Source organism: Lentzea rhizosphaerae (genome assembly GCF_042649515.1).
GTDB lineage: Bacteria > Actinomycetota > Actinomycetes > Mycobacteriales > Pseudonocardiaceae > Lentzea > Lentzea aerocolonigenes.
On sequence record NZ_JBHRZI010000052.1, the window covers coordinates 1 to 18,090 of the forward strand.

The 18,090-nt window shown below is 68.7% G+C and carries 19 protein-coding genes; 11 read left to right on the forward strand and 8 right to left on the reverse strand.

Translation table 11 applies throughout. The features are described from left to right. On the reverse strand, positions 1 to 1,056 hold a 1,056-nt coding region (locus tag ACFOWZ_RS43445), incomplete at its 3' end, for a GNAT family N-acetyltransferase (RefSeq protein WP_382379839.1). Then, the gene (locus tag ACFOWZ_RS43450) at positions 1,053 to 1,556 is read right to left on the reverse strand and encodes a universal stress protein (protein WP_382379840.1); all 504 of its coding nucleotides are present in this window, start codon (positions 1,554 to 1,556) and stop codon (positions 1,053 to 1,055) included. The genes ACFOWZ_RS43450 and ACFOWZ_RS43445, both read right to left, overlap by 4 nt. Before the next feature lie 1,231 nt (positions 1,557 to 2,787). On the opposite strand from ACFOWZ_RS43450, the gene ACFOWZ_RS43455 reads away from it, so the two are divergent. Next, complete coding sequence (locus tag ACFOWZ_RS43455; protein WP_382379841.1) at positions 2,788 to 4,464, forward strand: TIGR04141 family sporadically distributed protein; 1,677 nt, start codon at positions 2,788 to 2,790, stop codon at positions 4,462 to 4,464. Here the strand turns inward: ACFOWZ_RS43455 and ACFOWZ_RS43460 are convergent. From ACFOWZ_RS43460 to ACFOWZ_RS43470, 3 genes are read right to left on the reverse strand one after another with little or no spacing between them, the layout of a single operon-like run. After that, positions 4,461 to 5,336, reverse strand: coding sequence for a universal stress protein (locus tag ACFOWZ_RS43460; RefSeq protein ID WP_382379842.1), 876 nt, complete (start codon positions 5,334 to 5,336; stop codon positions 4,461 to 4,463). The two genes, ACFOWZ_RS43455 and ACFOWZ_RS43460, sit on opposite strands and share 4 nt — an antisense overlap. Further along, complete coding sequence (locus tag ACFOWZ_RS43465; protein ID WP_382379843.1) at positions 5,333 to 5,899, reverse strand: CBS domain-containing protein; 567 nt, start codon at positions 5,897 to 5,899, stop codon at positions 5,333 to 5,335. Before ACFOWZ_RS43465 ends, ACFOWZ_RS43460 begins: the two co-directional genes overlap by 4 nt. 26 nt (positions 5,900 to 5,925) lie before the next feature. Continuing rightward, positions 5,926 to 6,618 carry a hypothetical protein gene (locus tag ACFOWZ_RS43470; RefSeq protein WP_382379844.1) on the reverse strand — a complete coding sequence of 231 codons (693 nt, stop codon included), beginning with the start codon at positions 6,616 to 6,618 and terminating at the stop codon, positions 5,926 to 5,928. On the opposite strand from ACFOWZ_RS43470, the gene ACFOWZ_RS43475 reads away from it, so the two are divergent. After that, positions 6,617 to 6,898 (forward strand): hypothetical protein, encoded by a 282-nt coding sequence (locus tag ACFOWZ_RS43475; RefSeq protein ID WP_382379845.1) that lies wholly within the window; start codon positions 6,617 to 6,619, stop codon positions 6,896 to 6,898. The two genes, ACFOWZ_RS43470 and ACFOWZ_RS43475, sit on opposite strands and share 2 nt — an antisense overlap. Before the next feature lie 78 nt (positions 6,899 to 6,976). Then, positions 6,977 to 7,636 (forward strand): response regulator, encoded by a 660-nt coding sequence (locus tag ACFOWZ_RS43480; RefSeq protein WP_382379846.1) that lies wholly within the window; start codon positions 6,977 to 6,979, stop codon positions 7,634 to 7,636. Positions 7,637 to 7,639: 3 nt separating this feature from the next. Here the strand turns inward: ACFOWZ_RS43480 and ACFOWZ_RS43485 are convergent, their stop codons facing one another. Continuing rightward, complete coding sequence (locus tag ACFOWZ_RS43485; protein ID WP_382379847.1) at positions 7,640 to 7,825, reverse strand: hypothetical protein; 186 nt, start codon at positions 7,823 to 7,825, stop codon at positions 7,640 to 7,642. Between the two features lie 144 nt (positions 7,826 to 7,969). Between ACFOWZ_RS43485 and ACFOWZ_RS43490 the strand changes: the two genes are divergently transcribed. Together ACFOWZ_RS43490 and ACFOWZ_RS43495 are read left to right on the forward strand one after the other, a co-directional pair. Continuing rightward, positions 7,970 to 8,986, forward strand: a complete 1,017-nt coding sequence (locus tag ACFOWZ_RS43490) for an Acg family FMN-binding oxidoreductase (RefSeq protein ID WP_382379848.1) — start codon at positions 7,970 to 7,972, stop codon at positions 8,984 to 8,986. Positions 8,987 to 9,242: 256 nt separating this feature from the next. Beyond that, entirely contained in the window at positions 9,243 to 9,845 is a 603-nt protein-coding gene (locus ACFOWZ_RS43495) for a hypothetical protein (protein ID WP_382379849.1), read from the forward strand. Positions 9,846 to 9,953: 108 nt separating this feature from the next. On the opposite strand, the gene ACFOWZ_RS43500 is transcribed toward ACFOWZ_RS43495, so the two are convergent. Then, complete coding sequence (locus ACFOWZ_RS43500) at positions 9,954 to 10,463, reverse strand: flavodoxin family protein (RefSeq protein ID WP_382379850.1); 510 nt, start codon at positions 10,461 to 10,463, stop codon at positions 9,954 to 9,956. Positions 10,464 to 10,477: 14 nt separating this feature from the next. Next, a complete protein-coding gene (locus ACFOWZ_RS43505) occupies positions 10,478 to 11,320 on the reverse strand; it encodes a hypothetical protein (protein WP_382379851.1) in 843 nt (280 codons plus the stop codon). A 154-nt stretch (positions 11,321 to 11,474) separates the two neighbouring features. Here ACFOWZ_RS43505 and ACFOWZ_RS43510 point away from each other — a divergent pair, with 154 nt between their 5' ends. The 6 genes from ACFOWZ_RS43510 (at position 11,475) to ACFOWZ_RS43535 (ending at position 18,059) form a co-directional block, all read left to right on the forward strand. Beyond that, complete coding sequence (locus ACFOWZ_RS43510; RefSeq protein WP_382379852.1) at positions 11,475 to 12,512, forward strand: zinc-dependent alcohol dehydrogenase family protein; 1,038 nt, start codon at positions 11,475 to 11,477, stop codon at positions 12,510 to 12,512. A gap of 264 nt (positions 12,513 to 12,776) precedes the next feature. Next, entirely contained in the window at positions 12,777 to 13,142 is a 366-nt protein-coding gene (locus tag ACFOWZ_RS43515; protein WP_382379853.1) for a hypothetical protein, read from the forward strand. Beyond that, positions 13,139 to 13,582 (forward strand): hypothetical protein, encoded by a 444-nt coding sequence (locus ACFOWZ_RS43520; RefSeq protein WP_382379854.1) that lies wholly within the window; start codon positions 13,139 to 13,141, stop codon positions 13,580 to 13,582. The genes ACFOWZ_RS43515 and ACFOWZ_RS43520 overlap by 4 nt, the downstream gene beginning before the upstream one ends. A 156-nt stretch (positions 13,583 to 13,738) precedes the next feature. After that, a complete protein-coding gene (locus ACFOWZ_RS43525; RefSeq protein WP_382379855.1) occupies positions 13,739 to 16,063 on the forward strand; it encodes a phosphoketolase family protein in 2,325 nt (774 codons plus the stop codon). After that, positions 16,060 to 17,166 (forward strand): acetate/propionate family kinase, encoded by a 1,107-nt coding sequence (locus ACFOWZ_RS43530; protein WP_382379856.1) that lies wholly within the window; start codon positions 16,060 to 16,062, stop codon positions 17,164 to 17,166. Before ACFOWZ_RS43525 ends, ACFOWZ_RS43530 begins: the two co-directional genes overlap by 4 nt. Beyond that, the gene (locus ACFOWZ_RS43535; protein ID WP_382379857.1) at positions 17,163 to 18,059 is read left to right on the forward strand and encodes a universal stress protein; all 897 of its coding nucleotides are present in this window, start codon (positions 17,163 to 17,165) and stop codon (positions 18,057 to 18,059) included. The genes ACFOWZ_RS43530 and ACFOWZ_RS43535 overlap by 4 nt, the downstream gene beginning before the upstream one ends. The last annotated feature ends 31 nt before the right edge of the window (positions 18,060 to 18,090 follow it).

An 18,090-nucleotide genomic window follows, 5' to 3' on the forward strand; every position in this document is an offset into this window, starting at 1 on the left:
GAGGCCGAGCCGCCGCAGCTCCTCCTGCACGCCGATCGCGACCCCGCCGGACTGGGTGACCAGCCCGATGCCGCCCGCGAGGCTGCGCTGGGCGGCAAACGTGGCGTTCATCCGCACACCAGGCGAACTCGTCGACACCCCGAGGCAGTTCGGACCGACCAGGCGCATGCCGTGCGCGCGAACCGCCTTCAGCAGGTCCTCCGCGTTCACTCCGGACGAGATGACGACCAGCGCCCGGACTCCGCGGCGACCGCACTCCTCGGCGACGGTGGGGACGGCCTTCGCGGGCACGCACAACACCGCGAGTTCCGGTGCTTCCGGCAGCTCGCTGACCGAGCCGTAGCAGTCGACGCCGGCCACGGACTTGGCGTGCGGGTTCACCGCGTACAGGTCGCCGGTGTAGCAGCCCTTCACGAGGTTGCGCAGCACCGCGTGCCCCACGGAGTCCGCCGACCTGCCCGCGCCGACGACGGCGATCGAGGCAGGGCGCAGCACGTGGCGAAGGCTCGCGACGTCGGCGACCGACTCGCGTTCACCCACGGCGTCGAGGTACCTGTCGCCGGGTTCCAGCACGAGCTCGACGTAGACGACCTCGCCGTCGGGCACGATCGAGGTGACCAGGCCCATGTCGGTGAACACGCGCAGCATCCGGCCGTTGATCGTGAGCACCTCGGCGGTGAACCGGCGCACGCCCCGGCCGCGCGCCAGCGACACGAGGTGCTCCAACAGCAGAGTGCCGACGCCGTGAGTCTGTTCGGCGTGCGAGACGACCAGCGCGACCTCCGCGAAGTCGGTCTCGCGCACCACGACGTAGCTCGCCGCGCCCAGCAGCCGGTCCTCGCGGAACGCGCCGAGCACCACGTGCCGGGGCGCGTCCGGCGAGACCATCCGCGCGACGAAGTCCTCCAGCTGATGGGGCGACGTGCTGAAGAAGCGGAGGTACTGGTCCTCGACCGGCAGGCCCCGGTGCAACTCGAGCAGTGCGCAGACGTCGTCCGGTCCCAGCTCGCGCACCGTGACGACCGAGCCGTCCGTCAGCAGCGCCGTCGCGTTCACAGCAACGGTCCGGGAGTCAGCGAGACAGCGGGCTCCGCGGCGGGACGTTCCTGCTCGACCTTCAACTCGCGGACCACCACGACCGGACACGACGCGTGGTGGACGCAGTAGGCGCTGACCGATCCGAGGATCGCCTCGACGAGGCGGCTGTGTCCGCGGTTGCCCACCACGAGCAGCGCCGCGTTCTCTGACGCGTTGAAGAGCACGTCACGAGGGTCTCCCTCGACGAGGATCCGGCGAATCTCCACGCCCTCGAACCCCTGCACCGCCCGGTCGAGGACCTTCTGCGCAGCGGCCTTCAACGCCTGCGGCGTGACCTCCGCGAAAACCTCTGCGGGCAACGGCCCGATCATCACGCCGTAGTCGGCGTGCCATGCAGACACCGCGTCAACTGCGCAGCCACGCCTCCGGGCGTCCTCCACGGCCCACCGCAACGCGGCCTGCGACGCGGGTGATCCATCAACTCCGACCACCACGGGCCGGGACTCGTTCTCGCTCATGCACTTCAGCCTCGCGGTCAGCGCCGCGGCCGGTGAGTGCCCGCCGTCCCGCGCCGTTCGGGACCTTCGTCCCGGCCTACCAGGCCATACCCAGTCCGACCGCCACGACCACGGGCACGAGCCACGCGGCGAGCCGGAGCGCGAACCGCGGTCCACCGGCCACCGTGGCCAGAACGAGCTTCACGACGCGACGATCTGCGCGAGCGTGGCCAGGTTCACCGCTACCGCACCAGGGGCCAACGGTCCGATACTTGCGCGCCATAATCGCGGTGGTCGCCGATCCGGACACGAAGCCGCCGGCGAACCCGGCTACCACCAAACCCCCAACGCGCGGCTGCGGCGCTGTGCGCGGACTCCTCTCGCACGGCGTTGCCGCGAATTGCCTGCGCACGCCCGAGCGTCCGGTCGTGGTCATTCCTCCGACGGCAACCCGGTAGCGACTGGGCCGGGTCGAGCGGCACGAGAAATCGATTTCAGACGCCCAGTTTTTCCACGTCGCACCGCCTAAGCGTCGACTAACGGCCTGTAACAACCGAGCTGATCCAGACGAACTCTCTCGGAGCGTCAAACGCCTCATCTGCGACGAACGGTCGTCCGACCAGCCGTCGCACATAGCGAGGCGCAGCAGATCGGTCACTCTGTGCAACACCGCGCGAATTCCATACCTCAAATTGACCACTTTTTGTCAATAAGTCAGCCTTCGACAAGGTTGTCAGCACGATCCGGAAAGAAAGTGGACAGTTCTTACTGTCAGCATTCCGCAGAATTGGCCTGATAGGCGCGAAGTTCAGTCCTGCCAAACACCGCTAGCCGCTTGGCGACGGACGCCGACCGCTCAAGGGTCTTGGGCGTGTCGGTGGCCGTGTTCACACGTCGAGACGTGTCACTCTTGGATCACGTCCAAGGCTTACCTGCCCTGGACGTGCGAACGCGACCCCCTGTTCCAGCAGGAGGCCGCGTGATGTTCCACCGGCAAGAACCTGGCCTCAGAAACCAGAACCAGTCGGGAGAACGCGCGCCGAGTCTAGGGCTTCACAGGCGCGCAGGACCAGTCACGATCGTGTGACGTCGTCGTCCAAACGTTCGACGTCGCAATGTGTCCACATCGGACCGTCACAGGCCTGCCGCACGGGCTGTCCGGCTGCGCGCGTTCCCCCGCGCAGCCCGAATCAGTCCGGTGACGCGCACCCGCCACCTGCGCGTCGCCCTTGAACGACAGGAAGTTCCTACTTTGGCAAGGGCAATTCCCTCCGGGGCCGCAACGGTCTACCGCCTTCCCAACACGCAAGAGAACCTCAGCGAGTACCTCAAGAAGGTCGAGGGCGTCGACCTGAGGTACCACGGCGAGCTCCTGATCGCTGGAACCCGCACCCTCGTCCTCGCCGGCGTTCGCAGCAGCCGCGAGCCGAACTGGGTGCGGCACCTCACCGGGGTGACGGACCTCGAGCTGAACCTCGTGGGCAGCTCCCCGTTCGCGCTCATCGTCGTCGAGATCGACGACGAGTGGGTCTGCGCCGTCACGTGGGGTGCGTCGAGCCGGTTCATGCTCGACGAGCTGCTGCTCGACGACGACTTCGGCCTGAACTTCGGGATCAGGCGGATCGACCCGGACAAGGTCCGCGTGATCCGCAGCAATCTGCTCGACGTGTCCGCACGCGGCATGGAGGTCTCGTTCCCGTCTGGCAGCTCGCTGTCCGGCTTCCCGCTGGAGCCCGCAGGTGAGCTCGTCACCGGTATCGAGGGGCCGGCGGACCTGGCCGGCCTGACCTACGACACCGCCACCGACGGCAGGACTTGGAACATCAGAGCAGGACGGGCGCTGAACATTCAGCTCGGCCGCACACCTGAGACGTTCATCGCCGACCTGCGCAAGATCTGCGCGATCGTCGATGAGGACGTCGCCGGCGCACCTCTGCGCCACATCGTGGAGATCCGTCCGGTCAGCTCCAACGACCCGGTGATGCCGGACTTGGAGAACCGGTTCGCCGCAGCACTCGGCGGCGACGACCAGTTCGGGCCGCTGGGCGTCTGTTGGCCGTCCTCTGCGATTCGGGAGATCGGGCAGGCCCAGTCGTTCGCGTCGAGCCGGGTCTGCCGGGCCGCCGCGCGGGTGTTGGAGCCGGGGTTCGAGATCCAGGAGCTGGTCGGACCGTTCGCAGACGTCGACCCGTCACGTCGGCTGGAAGTGCTGCGGAAAGCAGGACTCGCGCCCTGCGAGGACGAACTGGGAGCGGAACCGCTCACCCGGCCGATCTCCATGATCAAGTGGGTGGCTTTCCAGACCGTGGTGGAGGGCAAGACTTACGCCCTGCACCAGGGCAAGTGGTACGAGATCGGCGAAGGTGCGGTCGCGCGCGTCAAGGAGCAGGTTCGCGCGCTGCTGGAGAACAAGAGTTCGCTCACGTTCCCGGTGTGGATACCGACCGGCGAGCGCGACGACGAGCACCGCTTCGCCGAGAAGGTGGCCAAGCAGCCCGGCTACCTGTGCATGGACCGTGGCCTCGCCTACACCCCGATGCACCTGCGGGGCTTCGAGATCTGCGACATCTTCGGCCCCGGTGACGAGATCGTGCACATCAAGTGGCTCGGTCGTGCGACGGCAGCGAGCCACCTGTACACGCAGGCACAGGTGTCGGCCTGGGCGCAGTACTTCGAGCCGCAGGCGATGCAGCAGCTGCGGAGCAAGGTCCGCGTGCTCGACAGCACGCGGGACGTCACCGAGCGCCCGACCAGGGTCGTCCTGGCAATCGCTGGACGCGCGTGGCACGTCGACACGCTGTTCACTCTGTCCCAGGTGAGCCTGCTGCGGCTGAGCCACGAGCTGCGCAACCTCGGCATCGAGCTGCAGTTCGCCGACATCCCCTTCATCGCGAAGACGAAGGGGAAGTCGGCCGGTAACGCGGCCTAGTCGGGCCGCACGATCGCCAACGGGCACGGCGCGTTGTAGACGAGTGCCTGACTCGTCGAGCCGAGCAGCATGCCGGCGAACCCTCCGTGCCCGTGGCTTCCCACCACCACGAGCTGAGCCTCAGCCCCGTACCGCATCAACGCCCGGACAGGCCGATCACGCACGACCACCGGGTGCACCTGCACGTCCGGGTACTTCTCCTGCCACCCCGCCAAGCGCTCCGAGAGCAGCCTTCGCTCATCGGCCTCCACCTGACCCCAGTCCACCGTGAACCGCGAGGCGCTGTACGCGCTCTCGACCATGAAGTCCTGCCAGCACATCACGACGGTGAGCGGAGCAGAGCGCATCGACGCCGTCTCGAACGCGAACGCCAGCGCCGCCTCGCTCGTCGGCGACCCGTCGACACCGACCACCACCGGGCCATCGGCGACGGCCGTGCCGCGCACCACGACAACCGGGCTCTTCCCATGCGCTGCCAACGCAAGCGCGGTCGATCCGACGATCATGCCGGTCACCGTGCCGAGACCCTGCGAGCCGACAACGACGAGGCGTGCGGACTTCGACTCCTCGATCAGCAGCGCGGTGGAGCCGCAGCACACGATCTCCGTCGTCACCTCGACGTCCGGCGCCGCCGCCCGAGCCGCAGCGGTGGCCTCCTCCAGCTTGTCGCGGCCCAGGTTCTCCATCGCCTGCCGGATCTCGTTGCCGGTGAGGATGATCCCGGGATAACCACGGGCCGGCAGGACATAGGCGTGCACCAGGCGCAGTGGTGCCTTGTGGCGGGCGCACTCCTGCGCGGCCCAGGTGACGGCGGTCAGGGCCGAGGTGGAGCCGTCGACACCGACGACGATCGGGGCGGATGGGGCTTTCATCGTTGTCCTCCAGTCAGAACGCGGGCGCGGAGTACTCCAGGCACCGCGTCGGCGAGTGCGACGAGGATCCGTTCGGTGTCCTCGTCGGTGGTCTCGGCGTCGATCACGGCTTCGCCGTCGTTGACCGTGACCGTCCACTTGCGACCGCCGCCGTACAAGTCGAGCACGCGCTGGACTTCCGCCGTCACCGCCGTGTCGGCCCTCGCGAGCACGCGTACCAGATCGCGGCGGGTGACGACACCGATCACGGCCGAGCCGTCGACGATCGGGACACACCGCCTGCGGTCGTCGATCATGACGCGGGCCAGCATCTCGGCGGGTGCGGCGGCGTCCATCGACACGGCCGGGGTGGTCATCACGTCGGAGACCACGGCATGACCGTCTTCGAGGTACTTGCCGCGCACCAGGTCGGCTTCGGTCACGATGCCGACGAGGCGCTTGTCGCCGTCCACGACGGGAAGCGCGGTGAACCCGTGCGAGACCATCAGCGCGGCCGCGCCCTTGAGCGGCACGGCCGCTGTCACAGTGATCACCGGGCTGGTCATGATGTCGCGAGCGCGCATGGCGGAACTCCTCTCTGCGATCAACGCTAGGAACCGGAACGGCCGGCGGACGCTGTCCTTGGTCCCGTGCCGGCCGGGCCCTTGGCACCGACGATCGCCAGGGCCTGCGGGAAGCCGGCGAGCTCGTGCCGTTCGATCAGTCCCGCCCGCCACTCGCGCCGGTGCACCAGGTGCACCACCGGACGCACCGCCACACCGGCACTGCGCCCGGCGAGCACCGCGGCCTGCAGCGCCGCGCCACCGCGGACGTGGTCGGGTCGCCGGTCATCGGTGGTGATCACGACGAGCTCGTGCTCGCCGAGGGCGCGCAGCTCGGTCCCCGCCCAGTGGTTCGCCCACCCGAGTGCACGGGCGTCACCTTCACCGGACGCCTCGGCAAGACGGATGGCCCGGTGCAGGTCGATGTCCTGCGGGTCCGGTGGCTCGCGGCGGTCCGCACGGACGACGGCGAGCAGGTCGGGACTGGCCTGATCGGTCGGGAACACGACGTGCGGGTGCCATCCGCCGTGCCGGATGGCGAGAACGACGTTCTCCAGTGCCGCGCCACACGAGAGCAGCCGGTCGAAACCGAGCGGGTCGTGCTCCGACGGGTGGCCCCTCGCGAAGAGGTAGACCGACCTGTTGTGCAGCTCCAGCGCCCACGGCCGGTCCTCGCTGTACACAGGCGCCTTGCCGGCCGCATCGATGATTTCCGCAGCCTCTGCTGGGTTCCAACGCATGCCCCGACGATTCCGCCGCACCACGCGACGCGGACAGAGCGGACGTACCCGCCTGGAGGAGGCACTTGGACTCTCCGCACCGTGCGGGTTCGCGATGATGGCGCTGACCACGGTGTTGTTCTGGGGCGGGCTCGTGGCCCTGGTCGTCGTGCTGCTGCGCCGGCACCCGCTCGCCCCGCAGATCGGCTCCGCGACCCGCATACTGGAGGAGCGGCTGGCCAGAGGTGAGATCGACACCGAGGAGTTCGACCGGGTGCACAGGACCCTCGATTCCCGATGACTGGGTCATTGGGCTCTCTGTGGCGCTTGTCAGCCGAGAGATCGTGAACGCGGAACGATCAAGGAGAGGTGGTTGCACGTGGTGTCGCGGGTGTTTCTGGTGGACGATCACGAGGTCGTCCGGGTCGGGATCAGGGAACTGCTGAGCGCCTCCCCCGACCTGGAAGTCGTCGGCGAGGCGTCGTCGGTGACCGAGGCGCTCACGATGGTCCCGGCGACCAAGCCGGACGTGGCGGTGCTGGACGTGCGGCTGCCCGACGGCAACGGCATCGAGCTCTGCCGCGAGCTGCGCTCACGCATGCCCGAGCTGAACGTCCTGATGCTGACGTCGTTCACCGACGACGAGGCACTGTTCGATGCCATCATGGCCGGCGCGTCCGGGTTCGTGCTCAAGCGCATCCTCGGCACCGACCTCACCTCCGCGGTGAAGACCGTCGCGGCCGGACAGTCCCTTTTGGACGCCCGCTCCACAGCGGCACTGCTCAACCGCATCCGCAGGGAACGCGAGCAGGGCGATCCGGTGCGCGCGCTCACCGAGCAGGAACGAACGGTGTTCGACTACATCGGCGACGGCCTGACGAACCGGCAGATCGCGGAGAAGATGTTCCTCGCGGAGAAGACCGTGAAGAACTACGTCTCGCACCTGCTCGCGAAGCTCGGCCTCGAACGCCGCACCCAGGCCGCCGTGCTCTCCTCACAGCTGCGCAACAAGCCCACCCACGACAACGAGACCGGGTGAGGCTCAGTCCAGCGGAACCCGCCACGTCACCCGCGTGCCGCCATCCGGCTCGTCGGCGACGATGAGAGCACCGTTGAGTGCGGTCGCACGCTGCTCGAGGTTGCGCAGGCCGCTGCGGGCGACCTCGGGCGGCATGCCCAGGCCGTTGTCGACCCAGCAAGATCCGCGCCGGGGACTCCTCCTGTCCACCCGTGGATCAAGCTTTTCACGCGGGTGCGGCGCCGCCGAGCTGTCCCGGTCACGTCGGGACCTTCGATGGTGGGGCCATCCGGCAGCAACACGCACAGTGGAGTTACAAGAGGTTGGACCTGGCAACACGACGGAGTGAAAGACATGGCTCACGTAGCGGCGGCTCTGGGGCTGGGGCCCGAACAGATCGAGCGCGCGCTCACGGCCGCCTCGCTCGCTCCGTCCGTGCACAACACCCAGCCCTGGCGCTTCCGGGTCCGGCGCGACCGCATCGAACTGCACCCGGACCCCAGCCGCAAACTGACGGCAAGCGACCCGGAAGACCGCGAACTGCGGCTGTCCTGCGGCGCGGCCCTGTTCAACCTGCGGCTGGCCCTGCAGAGCACGGGAGTGCGCCCACTGGTCTCGCTGCTGCCCGGCCTCGACGCGCCCGGAGCGCTCGCCGTGGTGCGCCGCGGCGGCACGATCAAGATCGACGACGAGCACCGCGCGCTGCTCAATGCGGTGCCCCGGCGCCGCACCAACCGCAACCCGTTCCTCGAATCACCCGTCGACCCCCGCCAGCGCCACGCGCTGGTGCGCGCGGCGGAACTGGAACGCTCATGGCTGCACGTCGTCACGACACCACAGGAACGGGCGCAGCTCAAGCGGTTCGTCCAGGAGGCCCACCAGATCCAGCTCGGTGACGAGGGCGTGCAGGCGGAGCTGGCGGCATTCACCGGCCATCGGCCTGGCGCCACGGACGGCGTTCCACCAGCATCGGCGGGCGTGCGCCCGGAGATGCAGGACGAGTGGACGTTCCGCGACTTCCAGGGCCCCGAACGCCAGCCGGGCAAGGACTACGAGTCCGACCCCCTCGTGGTCGTTCTCTGCTCGTTCTACGACGGCCCGCTCGGTGACCTGCAGGCAGGACAGGCGATGCAGAGGGTCCTGCTCACCGCGGCCACCCGCGGGCTGTCCGCGTCGTTCCTGTCCCAGCCGGTCGAGGTCCGGCGGGTGCGCGAAGACCTGCGACGTGCACTCGGCGGCATGCTCGTGCCACAGACGGTGCTGCGCCTCGGCTACAGCACGCCCGTGCCTGCCACACCACGCCGCCCCGTCTCCGAACTGCTGATGGAGTCCGACGAGCACGCGCCTGCCAGCGGTGTGTCGCACCGCTAGCAGGGCCCACACTTCAGATCAACACCCGCTCGCCATCACCACAGCGGTGTCGCCGCGTTCGGTTCCGAGCCGCTCGGCCATCGCGGTCGCGCTGTCGGGTTCGCCCGCACAAGGCGATCGCCCGGTGCACCGACACGGAACTGATCATCGTCGGTTCCGGTGACACACAGGAGAGCGGTACCGTCAGGCACGGCAGCACTTCACCACGCGCTGTGCCCCGTTCTCGTGGTGCACCAACCGGTTCTGGAGGAACACCATGGCCGAGTCGCCGTCCCCGCTCCTCGCCGACCGGTTCGCGCCCAGGCCTGAGTTCGGTCGCACCGACCACCTGCTCGTGGACGCGGATCCCACCACCACGTGGAAGTCGTTGCGCGAGCTGGACCTCACCGAACTGCGCGGTGGGCTCGCGGCGTTCGCCGTGTGGTTCCGCGACGTGCCGGAGCGGTGGCGTGCTCGCAGCGAGGGTGGCGCTCGCGAGCGCACCAGGTTGACGTGGAACGACCTCGATGCCGGTACGGACTGGATGATCCTCGGCGAGAACCCCGGCCAGGAGATCGCGCTCGGCGCGGTGGGCAAGTTCTGGCGACCGGTGGTGAAGTGGGTTCCGTGCGAACCACGCGACTTCCCCGACTTCACCGAGCCCGGCTACGGCAAGGTCGTCTGGTCGTTCACTGCACACCCCTACGGTGAACGCCGCACGCTGGTGTCCTCCGAAATCCGGGTGACGCTCACCGACCCCCGGGCATGGCTGAACTTCCGCCGCTACTGGCGGATCAGCACACCGGCGTTGTCGGTCATCAGCCGTGCCGTGCTGCGAACGGTGAAGCACAAAGCGGAGACCGGCGGCATCAGGAGTTGACGCGCCGCGCCGCAGCGGCGAGGTACAGGCGCCACCGCGAGGGGCGTGGCGAGGCTGAGGCCGCTCAGTCCCCGCCGGCGATCACGATGCGCGAAGACAAGACCACCGTCACACCATCTCGGCGGCGCACTTGGTGCCCCAGTTCCGGGCTCGGTCGAGCTCGCCGTCCACCAACGGGCCCTTCGTCCCGTCGACGTAGAAGTTCTCCGCCGGCTCCAGTGCCCGGAAGCCTGCTCGCCGTAGCCGCGTGAGGGCGGCGCGGGCGGCGGAACCGGGCAGCCTCGGTCGCTTGACCTTCGTGTCGAACGCGACCACCGCAGGGCGTGCCGAGCCCTTGCCGACCTGGTCCACCCATTCACGCAGACCAGTACCGGCCGCCACCTGTGCGTCAGCCCCCTGCTTGGCAGCGTCGGCCCGCGTGCCCGGCCTGCTCATGCTGAAGGCGTGCGTCGGACCGCCGACCACCAGGAGCTCGACCTCGTCGCCGAGCACGGGCGGGGCCGAACCGACCTCGACGACGTCGACAGCCATCCCGCTCCGCAGGCCCTCGGCGACCGCCTCGGCGACCAGCTCGGTGTTGCCGAACATCGACTCGAACACGACGAGCGCTTGCTTCATCTTCGCCACCTCACTCACTTCGTCACAGAGACACGGGCCGGCCGCATGCTGACGCCCATGATCACCACTGCGACCAGGAACACCCCGGCGATGAACGGCTCGGCCGGATCGAATCCCGGCGCTCCCGGCACCCCGGCCTCAGCCTGGAACACCAGCGCCACCATGTAGTTCACCTGGTACAGCGCGCCGAACACGAGTACCGCCGGCGCGAGCACGTATCCCCAGCAGTTGCGGCGCCACAACAAAACGGAGGCCAGCACACACGCCGGCACGAACAACGCCAAGTCCAATGCGTACGCGAGGTGCACCGCCTGCATCGGAAGCACCAGTTCGCTCTCCCCCGGCGGCGCCCCGGTGAAAGCGAAGCGGAGCGAGTGGAACACCCACATTCCCGCGAGGCCCAGTCCGACCAGCAGTAACGCCACGCTGATCGAGCGCACCGGCGTACCTGGCCGGAACCTCCCGCGTACCTCGTCGGCGTCCAGGTTCAGCAGCAGGAGCACCGCGGCGGCGATCGACAGGGGCAGGACGGTCACGTGCACCAGGAACACGTCGTTGAACGCGGACCCGAAGACGTAGATGGCGTAGTTGTAGACCGAGTACATCAGCACGCCGAGCCAGATCAGTTGCGCACCAACGGATCCACGGCGCGACATCACCAGGGAGCCCACCAGCAGCGGCGCCGCCAGAGCCAGCGTGACCAGGTCGTACGCACGCAGCATCGCGCCGACCTCGAGCGGATCCTGGTACAGGCCCGGAATCCACAGTCCCGCCACCGACGACACGATCATCAGCACCGCGACGAGCGCGGACACCAGTCCTGCCCGTCCTGGTTCTCCGATCCGCCCTGCCTCCATGCCGTCTCCCACGTCCGTCTACCTCGACGCTAGGCCCACCACGTCGTGGCACAGGAGATTCGAAGGTCCCCCGCCGCGCGGGACCACGGGCTCTGCGCCGCGCCTCCCGGCCCGAGAAGCCTGGGAAACGACGAACCGACGAGGAGGAACCCCGATGAAGGCGCTGGTCTACCACGGTCCCGGCAAGCGCGCGTGGGAAGACGTGCCCAAGCCGGAGATCAAGGAACCCACCGACGCGATCGTCCGCGTCACCGCGGTGACGATCTGCGGCACCGACCTGCACATCCTCAAAGGCGACGTGCCCGAGGTCGAGCACGGCCGCATCCTCGGCCACGAGGCGGTCGGCGTCGTGGAGCAGGTGGGCGCCTCGGTCACCGGTGTGAAGCCGGGTGACCGGGTGCTGATCTCGTGCATCACGTCGTGCGGCCGTTGCCAGTACTGCCGCGTCGGTAGCTACGGCCAGTGCCTGGGCGGCGGTGGCTGGATCCTCGGCCACACGACCGACGGCGTGCAGGCGGAGTACGTGCGCGTGCCCTTCGCGGACACCTCGACGCACCTGCTGCCCGACGACGTCACCGACACCGCCGCGGTTGTGCTGGCTGACATCCTGCCGACCTCCTACGAGGTGGGCGTCCTCAACGGACAGGTCAAGCCGGCGGACACGGTCGTGATCGTGGGCGCCGGGCCGATCGGCCTCGCCGCGATCCAGACCGCCCAGCTGTACAGCCCGAGCCACGTCGTCGCGGTCGACCTCGCGGCCTCCCGGTTGGACGCCGCGAAGCAGTTCGGTGCGGACGTCACCGCGGCCACCCCGGAGGAGGCCGAGCGGATCGTCGGCGAGCTGACCGGTGGTCTCGGCGCGGACGTGGCGATCGAGGCGGTCGGCGTGCCGGAGACCTTCGAGCTGTGCGCGAAGCTCGTGCGCCCCGGCGGGCACGTCGCGAACGTCGGCGTGCACGGCAAACCCGCCACGCTGCACCTGGAGAACCTCTGGATCCGCAACGTCACCATCACCACCGGGCTGGTGGACACCGCCTCGACGCCCACCTTGCTGCGGATGGTCGCGGCGGGCCGGATCGACGGCGAGCGCTTCATCTCGCACCGCTTCGCGCTCGACGAGATGGAGCAGGCGTACCAGGTGTTCGAGAACGCCGTCGACACCGGTGCGCTCAAGGTGGTGCTGACCCGGTGACCGGTCAGTCACCTCATCCCAGTCGCAACCCGGCCAGATCACCCAAACCGGTCACCGGTTCTTCGAACGCCGAGGTGTCCCGTCGTGACTCGCCGTCCTGTCCAGTAACCATGCATTTCGTCTACCCCGCCGTCGTACAACGGAAAACCTTCGCCGCCATGCCCGCGCCCACCTTCGACAGCCCCTCGGCTGAGCCGAAAGTGCCGGTCAGCTCGGGCCCGGAGTCCCTGGTTCGAGGCGCAGGCGCAGCCGCATCGTTGATGCGTGACCGATCAGCTTCCTGAACAACGCCGCCGCGATGCGCTGTCGCAGCCGGTGATCCACTTCCATCTCGACGCCAGTGTGCCCGCTGATCGGCTGAGCCAGCTCCTCAAGCACCTGCGCCGCTTCCGCGGCGCGGAAACCGTGGACCTGACGATCAGCCGCGTCAACCATCCCGCGATGCCCGGCGCGGTGCTCGCTGACATCGCCGTGTTGACCACTGATGGCGTGTGCCGCGTTCGTGGCGTGGGACGCACCTCGGACGCGGCGATCGAGAGGGTGCGAGAGCGCCTGGCCGGTGAACAGCGTCCAGCGCCAGGTTCTGCGGAATCCGCATCGACGAGGCACCACGACAGGAGGTCGTCGTGACCGACACGGCACAGAGGTCCCGCACAACGGCACGTCGCGGCAGCTACCTGGCAGGGGCGCTGCTCGACCTGACTCTGCTCGTGCTGATCAACGTGTCACCGGGGTGGACAGCCGTACCGGTGTTGACCAGCGCGGCAGCCGACGTGGTCGTCGCGGTGGACATCGCCTTGGCCGTCGCACTCGTCGTCAACCTGCTCTGCCTGGCCCACCCACGGCAGCCGCTGACCGCTGTGGGCGACGTCGTCAGCACGACTGCCGGATTGGTGGCCGTGGCGCGGGTGTTGCAGGTGTTCCCGTTCACCTTCGCCGATTCGACCACCGACTGGGCCACCATCACCCGCCTGACCCTCGTTTCGATCATCGTCGTGGTCTCCATCGCCCTGCTGGTGCAGCTGGTGGTGCTGGTGCGCGTCCTCGTTCTCGGCCCGAAGCGCGGCTAGTGGCGTGCTCCCGCCCAGCACGGGTACCCGGTCACAGAGCCTGAAGGACTCGTGCCGACGGGACCTCAGGCCTGGCCTGTGCGGACCCCGCGCCCTGTTTCGTGATCGATACGGACGGCAGTGTGGGAGGCACGAAACCCGAGTGAGGAGCGCGAGATGCCGAACGCCGACCTGGAGCTGGTCGACGCGTACTGGCGAGCCGCAAACTACCTGTCGGCCGGCCAGATCTACCTGATGGACAACCCTCTGCTGACCGAACCACTGGCACCTGAGCACATCAAGCCGCGCCTGCTGGGCCACTGGGGCACCACACCGGGCCTGAACTTCATCTACGCGCACCTGAACCGGATCATCCGCGACCGCGATCTCGACATGCTGTTCGTGACCGGCCCAGGCCACGGCGGACCCGCGTTGCTCGCGAACACGTGGCTGGAAGGCACCTACAGCGAGACTTACCCGGACGTGCCACGTGACGCCGACGGCATGCGCAAGCTGTTCCGGCAGTTCTCCTTCCCCGGTGGCGTGCCGAGCCACGTGGCGCCAGAGGTGCCCGGTTCGATCCACGAGGGCGGGGAGCTGGGGTACTCGCTGGCGCACGCGTTCGGTGCGGCCTTCGACAACCCGGACCTGATCGTCGCCTGCGTCGTCGGCGACGGTGAGGCGGAGACCGGCCCGCTCGCGACCAGCTGGCACGCCGGCAAGTTCCTCAACCCGCAGCGCGACGGCGCAGTGCTGCCGATCCTGCACCTCAACGGCTACAAGATCGCGAACCCGAGCCTGCTGGCACGCATTCCGCACGACGAGCTCGACTCACTGCTCCGCGGTTACGGCTACACACCGTTCTACGTCGAAGGCGACGAACCGGAGGCCATGCACGCCAGGATGACGGAAGTGCTCGACCAGGTCGTCGACGAGATCCACCGGATCAAGAGCACCGCCGAGCGGCCCGTCTGGCCGATGATCGTGCTGCGAAGCCCCAAGGGGTGGACAGGTCCGTCCGAAGTGGACGGCAAGCCGGTCGCGAACACCTGGCGGGCGCACCAGGTGCCGCTCGCGGGCGTGCGGGACAACCCCGAACACCTCAGGCAGCTGGAAGAGTGGTTGCGCGGCTACCGGCCCGACGAACTGTTCGACGAACGAGGAACCCCCCGACCGGAGCTTGCCGGGCTGGTACCGGCTGGTTCGCACCGGATGGGCTCCACGCCACACGCCAACGGCGGATTGGTGTTGCGCGAGCTGAAGATGCCCGGCATCCGCGCTCACGCCGTCGACGTGGTCAAGAACGGGAGCACGCACTCCGAGCCGACCAGGGTGCTCGGCCGGATGTTGCGCGACGTCGTCTCGCTCAACGCCGACGCCCGCTCCTTCCGGATCTTCGGACCGGACGAGACCGCGTCCAACCGCCTTGACGCGGTGTACGACGTGACCGGCAAACAGTGGCAGGCCGAAACCCTGCCGGTGGACGAGCACCTGGTTCACGACGGGCGTGTGGTGGAGGTGCTGTCGGAGCACCTGTGCCAGGGCATGCTGGAGGGCTACCTGCTGACCGGCAGGCATGGCCTGTTCAACTGCTACGAGGCGTTCATCCACATCGTCGACTCGATGTTCAACCAGCACGCCAAGTGGCTCAAGACGCACCGGAAGCTGGAGTGGCGCCGGCCGATCGCGTCGCTCAACTACCTGCTGAGCTCGCACGTGTGGCGGCAGGACCACAACGGCTTCTCCCACCAGGACCCCGGCTTCATCGACCACGTGATGAACAAGAAGGCCGAGGTCGTGCGCGTCTACCTGCCACCGGACACCAACACGCTGCTGTCGGTCGCCGACCACTGCCTGCGCAGCAAGGACCACGTCAACGTCATCGTCGCCGGCAAGAACGACACCCCGGACTGGCTCTCGATCGACGAAGCCGCGTTGCACTGCGCGCGCGGCGCTGGAATCTGGGAGTGGGCGAGCAACGACGAGGACGAGCCGGACGTGGTGCTCGCGTGCGCGGGCGATGCCCCCACCGTGGAAGTGCTGGCCGCGACATCGCTGCTGCGCCAGCAACTTCCGTCACTGCGGGTGCGCGTGGTGAACGTCGTGGACCTCATGCGGCTGCAGCCCGACACCGAGCACCCGCACGGCATGCCCGACCGCGAGTTCGACGCGCTGTTCACGACCGACAAGCCCGTCATCTTCGCCTACCACGGCTACCCGTGGCTCATCCACCGGCTGACGTACCGCCGCACCAACCACCGGAACCTCCACGTCCGCGGTTACAAGGAGGAGGGCACCACCACGACACCGTTCGACATGCTGGTGCTCAACGACATGGACCGCTATCGGCTCGTCATCGACGTGATCGATCGGGTTCCCGGGCTCGGCCCCAAGGCCGCCCGGCTCCGGCAGTTGATGCAGGACCAGCGCACCCGCCACCACCACTGGATCCGTGAGCACGGCGAGGATCTGCCCGAGGTCCGCGACTGGAGCTGGCAGTGAACGTGCTCGTGGTGAACGCGGGCTCCTCCAGCCTCAAGCTCCGCGTGCTCGGCGAGGACGACACCGTCCTCGCCGAGCACACCGTCGAACGCTGGTCCGGCGGCGACGAAACCGAACCGCTGGAGGACTTCCTGAGCAGCGCGCCGTCCGTGCACGCGGTCGGGCACCGGGTCGTGCACGGCGGGTCCGACTTCACCAGCGCCGCCACGATCGACGACGACACGCGTGTCCGGATCGAAGCACTCACCGGCCTGGCACCGCTGCACCAGCCCCGCGCACTCGCCGGCATCGACGCGGCACGGCAACTGCTGCCTGACGTGCCCCAGGTCGCGTGCTTCGACACCTCGTTCCACACCACCATGCCCGCGTCCGCCGCCACCTACGCCGTGCCCGCGTCGTGGCGGCGCAAGTGGAACCTTCGCAGGTACGGCTTCCACGGCCTGTCCCACGCCTACGTCTCCCGCCGGGCAACCGGCCTGGCGGGAAAGACCGGCGCTCGCGTGGTGAGCTGCCACCTGGGCTCCGGAGCGTCACTGGCCGCCGTCGCAAATGGACGGTCCGTCGACACGACGATGGGTTTCACCCCGTTGGCGGGCCTGGTGATGGCCACCCGCAGCGGCGACGTCGACCCCGGTCTGCTGTTGTGGCTGCAGCGAGCTGGGCTCTCCCTCGACGACCTCGAAGACGGCCTCGAACACCACTCCGGTCTCGCCGGCCTGTCCGAGATCGGCGGGGACCTGCGCGACGTGCGCGCGGCAGCCGAGAACAGAGACGAGAACGCCGTGCTCGCGCTGCAGGTGTACGTGCACCGGCTGCGCCAGAGCATCGCCGCCATGACGGCGTCGCTGGGCGGGATCGACCTGCTCGTGTTCACCGGCGGGGTCGGCGAACACGACGCCGTGCTCCGCTCGGACACCGCCGCAGGCCTTGCTTTCCTCGGCGTCGACCTCGACGTCGAGCGCAACTCCGAGGTCTCGGAGGACACCCGCATCAGCCGGACCGCATCTGCTGTCGAGGTCTGGGTCGTCGAGGCGCGGGAGGACGTGGAGATCGCAGCGCAGACCCGCACGCTGCTGAACGCAATGGACAGGAGGACGCGATGACAGGCTCGACCAGGCCGGTGATCGTAGGAGTGGACGGATCGACGTCGGCGTCGCACGCGGTGCGCTGGGCCGCCGAGGAAGCGGCCAGGCGCAACACAGGACTGGTGATCATGCACGCCTGCATGGTGGTCCCGGTCCACGGGCTACACGTGGCGGGATCATCCGAGGCCTATGCCGATGCCGTGTTCGACCACGGCCGTGTGCTGCTCGCCGAGGCCACCGCCGTGGCGAAGGAGGCAGGCGCGGGAGTCGAGGTGGACACCGAGTTGAACAGCGGCGGTGCGGCCGAGCAGCTCGTCGGACGGTCCGCGTCGGCCCAGCTGGTGGTGCTGGGCTCGCGTGGTCTGGGCGGGTTCACCGGCCTGCTCGTCGGTTCCGTCGCGGTCGCTGTCACGACCCATGCGCACTGCCCGACAGTTGTCGTGCGGGATCCGTCGCCCGATGCAGTCCCTGACCGCGACGCGCCCGTAGTGGTGGGCCTGGACGGCTCGCCCTCCAGCGACGCCGCCCTGGCGTTCGCGTTCCAGGCAGCCGCGCTGCGCGGTGTCGCCGTGCACGCGGTGCGCACGTGGTGGGACCTGACCGCCGAAACCGCGTGGCAACGCGGGCTGACCGCGACGAACCTCGCATCGATCGAGGCCGCGGAACAGCGGTTGCTGACCGAACAACTGGCCGCCTGTGCCGCGGCGCATCCCGATGTTCAGGTGCACCAGGCGCTCACCCGTGACCGGCCTGCGCACACCCTGGTCGAGCAGTCTGCGAAAGCCCAGTTGGTCGTCGTCGGTACACGAGGCCGCGGCGGCTTCCGCGGACTGCTGCTCGGATCGACCAGCCAGGCGCTGATCCACCACGCGCACTGCCCGGTCGCGGTGGTCCCGCTGACACAGCACTGATTCCCGAGGACCTTGGTCCCTGCATTCCGAG